Here is a 5,794-nt window from a genome sequence, read left to right on the forward strand (position 1 = left end):
GGTCAACAAGTCCATCGTCGACGACATGATCGTCGAGCTCGATCGCAAGATCAGCCATCAGGTGGACGAGGTGCTGCACAACCAGGAGTTCCAGCAGCTCGAATCCGCCTGGCGCGGCTTGAAGCTTCTGGTCGACCGCACCGATTTTCGCGAGAACATCAAGCTCGACGTGCTCCACGCCACCAAGCAGGAGCTGCTCGAGGACTTCGAGTTCGCCCCGGAAGTCAGCCAGAGCGGGCTCTACCACCACGTCTACAACGCGGGTTACGGCCAGTTCGGCGGCGAGCCCGTGGCCGGCATCATCGGCCACTACGACTTCTCGCCCTCGACCCCGGACATGAAGCTCCTGCAGTACACCTCAGCGGTCGGGGCCATGGCGCATGCGCCCTTCATGTCGTCGGTGGCGCCGTCGTTCTTCGGCATCGACAGCTTCGAGGAGCTGCCCAACATCAAGGACCTGAAGGCCATCTTCGAAGGCCCCAAGTACGCTCGCTGGCGCAGCCTGCGCGACTCCGACGATGCGCGCTACCTGGGCCTGACCGCGCCGCGCTTTCTGCTGCGCACGCCTTACGATCCGATCGAGAACCCGGTCAAGACCTTCAACTACCGCGAGACGGTCAGCGAAGACCACGAGCACTACCTGTGGGGCAACACCGCCTACCTGCTGGCCGAGCGGCTCACCGACAGCTTCGCCAAGTACCGCTGGTGCCCGAACATCATCGGCCCGCAAAGCGGCGGTGCCGTCGAGAACCTGCCGGTGCACACCTACGAGGCCTTCGGCCAGCTCCAGGCGAAGATCCCGACCGAGGTGCTGATCACCGATCGGCGCGAGTTCGAGATGGCCGAAGAGGGCTTCATCTCGCTGACCATGCGCAAGGGCAGCGACAACGCCGCGTTCTTCTCGGCCAACTCGGTGCAAAAGCCCAAGACCTTCCCCAATACCGCGGAAGGCAAGGCGGCAGAGACCAACTTCAAGCTCGGCACCCAGCTGCCCTACATGTTCATCATCAACCGCCTGGCGCACTACGTGAAGGTGCTTCAGCGCGAGCAGATCGGCTCCTGGAAGGAGCGCCAGGACCTGGAGCGCGAGCTCAACGCCTGGATTCGCCAGTACGTGGCCGACCAGGAGAACCCGCCGGCGGACGTTCGCAGCCGTCGTCCGCTGCGCGCTGCGTCCATCCAGGTATCGGACGTCGAGGGCGAGCCGGGCTGGTACCAGGTGTCGATGTCGGTGCGCCCGCACTTCAAGTACATGGGAGCGAACTTCGAACTCTCCCTGGTAGGTCGTCTCGACAAGGAGTGAGGTAAGCCACGCTATGGCCACGCACAGCAATGGGCGCCTGGGCAGCCGATTGTTCGAGCGCCTGGCGACCCCTCACCAGCCGCAGGCGCTCACCGAGCAGAACCGGCTGGCCGAGGTGGTGGAGTCGATCAAGCGTCACCTGGTGGAGCTTCTCAACAGCCACCCGGGCAACAGTGCCTGCGCGCCGGAGCTCGGGCTTCTGGATTTCAACGATGCCACCATCGGCGTGCTCGACTTGGAGCTCAACATCCAGCAGGCGATTCGCCAGTGCATCGAGCGCTTCGAGCCCCGGGTGAAGCGGGTGGAGGTGGAGTCGCTGCCCAACGCGGGCGACCCCCTCCAGCTGCGCTTTCAGGTGCACGCCACCGTCGACCTCGGCAACGACCGCACCCAGGCCACGATCGATCTGCTGCTCAACAACAAGCGCTATCAGTGCCTCAACTGACGGCGCGGCGAGACACCCATGCTCAACCGCTACTATCGCGATGAACTCAACTTCTTGAAGCGCCAGGGCCGGGAGTTCGCCGAGGCGAACCCCGGGCTCAGCCGCTTTCTCTCCGAGCGCAGCACCGACCCGGACGTCGAGCGGCTGCTGGAGGGCTTCGCCTTTCTGACCGGGCGGATGCGCGAGAAGGTGGAAGACGAGTTCCCCGAGCTGACCCACTCGCTGATCGGCATGCTGTGGCCCAACTACCTGCGCCCGGTGCCGAGCATGGCGGTGGTGCAGTTCACCCCGGCCTGGCACGTGTTGAGCCAACGCCAGCAGGTGGCGCGCGGTACCGAGCTTTCGAGCATCCCGGTGGAGGGCACGACCTGCCTGTTTCGTACCTGCCACGACGTCGCGCTCCATCCGCTGGCCCACGCCGGCGTCACCGCGCGCCATACCCGCGAAAGCTCGATCGTCGAGCTCGCGCTCGACGTGCACAGCGACCAGCCGATGAACGAGCTCGGGCTCGATTCGCTGCGCCTTCACCTGGGCGGCGACGGCTACACCGCACGCACGCTCTACCTGTGGATGAGCCACTACCTGGGGCGCCTCGAACTCGAGGTGGACGGCGAGCGCCGGACCCTGCCGACGAGCGCGCTGCGCGCCGTGGGGTTCGAGGCCGATCAGGCGCTCTTGCCGTACCCGCGCAACGTCCACCAGGGCTATCGCATCCTGCAGGAGTATCTCTGCTTTCCCGAGGCGTTCCACTTTTTCGATGTCCACGGGCTGGCCGACGTGATGCCGGCCCGCACGGCCTCGCGGGTGACCCTGCGCTTCATGTTCAAGCGTCCCTTGCCCACGGACGCGCGCCTGCAGGACGAGCACCTGGCGCTCTACTGCACGCCGGCGATCAACCTGTTCGAGCACGACGCCGAGCCGATCGACCTGACCGGCGAGCGCAGCGAGTACCGTATTCGCCCGAGCAGCAAGGCGCCGTCGCACTTCGAGGTGTTCAGCGTCGACGAGGTGGAGGGCCGCCTCGAGGGCAGCGGCGGCGCCCAGAGCGGCGACCGGCGCTACGTGCCCTTCGAGAGCTTCCAGCACCAGATCGAGCGCGATCGCGGCCGTGAGTCGCTCTACTACCGCGCCCGGGTCGGCGCGAGCCTGCGCGGCGATGGCTTCGATCACGACATCGCCTTCGTGCGCGGCGACGAAGCCGCGTGCCTGGGGCGGCGCGAGACGATATCGCTGCGACTGACCTGCAGCAATCGCGAGCTGCCCGAGCAGTTGACGGTGGGCGACATCTGCGTGGAGACCGAGAACAGCCCCACCTTCGCCGGGTTTCGCAACATCACCCGGCCCACGCCGGTACTGCGCCCGGCCATCGACGACAAGCTCTTGTGGGTGCTGATCTCGAACCTGTCGTTGAACTATTTGTCGCTGCTCGACCGCGACGCGCTCTGCGCGGTGCTCAAGGCCTACGACTTTCGCGCGCTGGTCGACCGTCAGGCCGAACGCATCGCGCAAAAACGCCTGTCGGGCATCGTCGCCATCGATACGCAGCCGGTGGATCGGCTGCGCCGGGGCATGCCGGTGCGCGGGCTGCGCTCGGTCATGACCCTGGATCAGGAGGCCTTCGGCGACGAAGGCAGCCTGTACCTGTTCGGCAGCGTGCTGGCGCGCTTTCTCTCGCTGTACGCCAGCATCAACGCCTTTCACGAGCTGCAGGTGATCAACCGGCACAACCAAGAGCGCTACGTATGGAGCATGCAGGAGGGGCAGCAGCCCCTGATGTAGTGCCGGCGCCGCTGGTGGACCGGGCACGCCGCTACGAATTCTTCCAGCTCGTCGAGCTGCTGCACCGCCGTCACGACGACGATCTGGAGCAGCGGCCTGGCGGTAGCGTGCCGGCGTTTTCGCGGGTGAGCTACCGCACCTCGGCATCGCTGGGCTTTCCCGGCAGCGACGTGCTGTCGCTGGACGCCGGCGAGCGCGGCCAGTACGCCATGGAGGTCAGCTTTCTGGGCCTGCAGGGGGCGCAGTCGCCGCTGCCGAGCTACTACCTGGAAGCCCTGGCCCACGCCTCGGCCCACCAGGAGGGCAGCGCGGGGGATTTTCTGGATTTCTTCAACCATCGCCTGCTGACCCTGATGCACCGCAACTGGCGCAAGTACCGCCACCACGTGCGCTACCAGGACGATGCCCGGGACGGCTTCTCGGCGGCGGTTTTCGCTCTGGTGGGGCTGGCCGACGAAAGGCTGCGCGGCGAGACGCCGATCAACTGGAGCAAGATGCTGGCCTACGCCGGGCTTCTGGCGGGGCGCTCGCGCTCGCCGGAGGTGGTCTGCGGCATCGTCAGCCACTGCTTCGATCTGGCCCGCGTCGAGATCGAGCAGTGGGTCAAGCGCTGGGTGGAGATTCCGCTCGACCAGCGCAGCCGCGCCGGGCTCGGCGGCATGACCCTGGGCGAGGATCTGGTGGCCGGCGAGCGCGTCGCCGACGTGCAGGGCAAGTTCGCCCTGTGCCTGCGCGGCCTGACCCTGGAGCGGTTTCGCGACTTTCTGCCCGACGGCCAGGAGCACGCGCCGCTCAAGACCCTGGTGAGCTTCGTGCTGCGCGAGCCCCTGGCCTATGACCTGGAGATCGAACTGCTGGAGAGCGAGGTCAAGCCGATGCGTCTGGGTGACGCGGGCTCGTGCCAGCTGGGCTGGACCACCTTCGTGGACCCCGAGAGCGACGAAGAGAGCACGCGTCGTCGCGTCCGTATTCAAATGACGAGTTAAGCCATGCAAGCCGACCCGTTTGACGCCATCACCCTAGTGGTCCTGAACAGCGAACAGCTCGAGGGCCGCTCCTCCAGCAGCCACGTCTTCCAAAGCGACGGCGGCACGCTCGGAAGCGGCGAGTTCGACGGCTGGCTGCTGCAGGACCAGGCGCGACGCATCAAGCCGCACCACGCCGAGATCACCAAGGTCGATGGCAAGTTCTGCCTGGTGGACACCAGCGGCTACACCTTCATCAACGGCGCCACGCTGCCGGTGGGGCGCAACCGCAAGGTCGCGCTGCGCGACGGCGACGAGCTGACCGTCGGCGTCTACCGCCTCAAGGTGCATCTGGGCAATCGCCACGCCTGGCAGCCGGGCATGCATTCGCTCACCACCCTGGTCGACGACGAGCAGGAGGACGTCACCCGCGACGTCGGCACCGGGCCCTTGCAGCGCGAGCGCAATGGCGAGCTCGAATTCGATCAGCGCGAGGACCCGATCGAGGCGCTGGGCGGGGTGATTCCCGGCTCGCTCCAGCACGACCCGATGAGAGCGCTCGACGACAGCGAACCGAGCAGCCGTGGCATCGACCCGCTGGACGCGCTGCCGTTCACCCGCCACGAGCACTACGGGCAGAACGCGCGCGAACCGCGCGAGGAAGCGGTACGTCTTCCCGGCATCAAATCCCTAACCGGCACCACCAAGCAGAGGAGCAGTGACATGGATGAGCGGCAACTGGACGACCTGGAACGCTCGGTAGGCGAGCAGCTCGAGGACCGCTGGCAGGCGCCAAGGTCGCAGGAGCTGAGCCACGTCGGCGCCGACCCGCTGCTCCGGGGCCTGGGGCTCGATCTTGCGTTTCGTGACAGCGGCGAGCAGCAGGCGTTTCTCGAGGAGGCCGGGCAGACCCTGCGCGCCACCATCGACGGGCTGCGCACCCTGCAGCAGGCCCAGAACGACAGCAGGTACCCGCTGCGCGACCGCCGCCTGCAGCCCATCGAGGACAACCCGCTGCGCCTGGGACTCGATTTCGAGCAGACCGCCGAAACCATGTTCTCGGCCCAGCGCAGCTACGTGCATCTCTCCGCCCCCGAGGCGGTGGCCGAAAGCCTGCGCCACCAGGGCCAGCACCAGGCCGCGGTCGAGGAGGCGATCAAGGAAGCGCTGGGGGCGATTCTCGATGCCTTCTCGCCGGAGGCGATGCTCAAGCGCTTTCACGCCTACCGGGGCGCGGGCAACCGCATCGAGAACGAGGAGGGCTGGGCCTGGGAGATGTACCAGCACTACTACCGCGAGCTC

Annotated in this window: 5 protein-coding genes; all 5 read left to right on the forward strand. The window is 66.8% G+C overall.

Annotation, left to right across the window (positions count from 1 at the left end; all coding sequences use genetic code 11):
• Window positions 1-1,303, forward strand: a 1,303-nt coding sequence (tssC, locus tag BIS11_RS09545) for a type VI secretion system contractile sheath large subunit (RefSeq protein WP_253585973.1), incomplete at its 5' end; no start/stop codon positions are given.
• A gap of 13 nt (window positions 1,304-1,316) precedes the next feature.
• Window positions 1,317-1,748 (forward strand): type VI secretion system baseplate subunit TssE, encoded by a 432-nt coding sequence (gene tssE, locus BIS11_RS09550; protein ID WP_253421310.1) that lies wholly within the window; start codon window positions 1,317-1,319, stop codon window positions 1,746-1,748.
• A gap of 18 nt (window positions 1,749-1,766) precedes the next feature.
• A complete protein-coding gene (tssF, locus tag BIS11_RS09555; protein ID WP_253421311.1) occupies window positions 1,767-3,527 on the forward strand; it encodes a type VI secretion system baseplate subunit TssF in 1,761 nt (586 codons plus the stop codon).
• Between the two features lie 14 nt (window positions 3,528-3,541).
• Window positions 3,542-4,513, forward strand: coding sequence for a type VI secretion system baseplate subunit TssG (tssG, locus tag BIS11_RS09560; RefSeq protein WP_367399204.1), 972 nt, complete (start codon window positions 3,542-3,544; stop codon window positions 4,511-4,513).
• A gap of 3 nt (window positions 4,514-4,516) precedes the next feature.
• Window positions 4,517-5,794: type VI secretion system-associated FHA domain protein TagH (gene tagH, locus BIS11_RS09565; RefSeq protein ID WP_253585974.1), on the forward strand; the 1,278-nt coding region annotated here is incomplete at its 3' end.

The sequence above is a fragment of the Halomonas sp. 707D4 genome, from assembly GCF_024158685.1.
In the GTDB taxonomy this organism is placed as follows: domain Bacteria; phylum Pseudomonadota; class Gammaproteobacteria; order Pseudomonadales; family Halomonadaceae; genus Vreelandella.

What these genes read in the sequence shown, in the direction of transcription:
- tssE (WP_253421310.1), top strand. Translation starts at nt 1,317, where the DNA reads ATGGCCACGCACAGCAATGGGCGCCTGGGCAGCCGATTGTTCGAGCGC.
- tssF (WP_253421311.1), top strand. Translation starts at nt 1,767, where the DNA reads ATGCTCAACCGCTACTATCGCGATGAACTCAACTTCTTGAAGCGCCAG.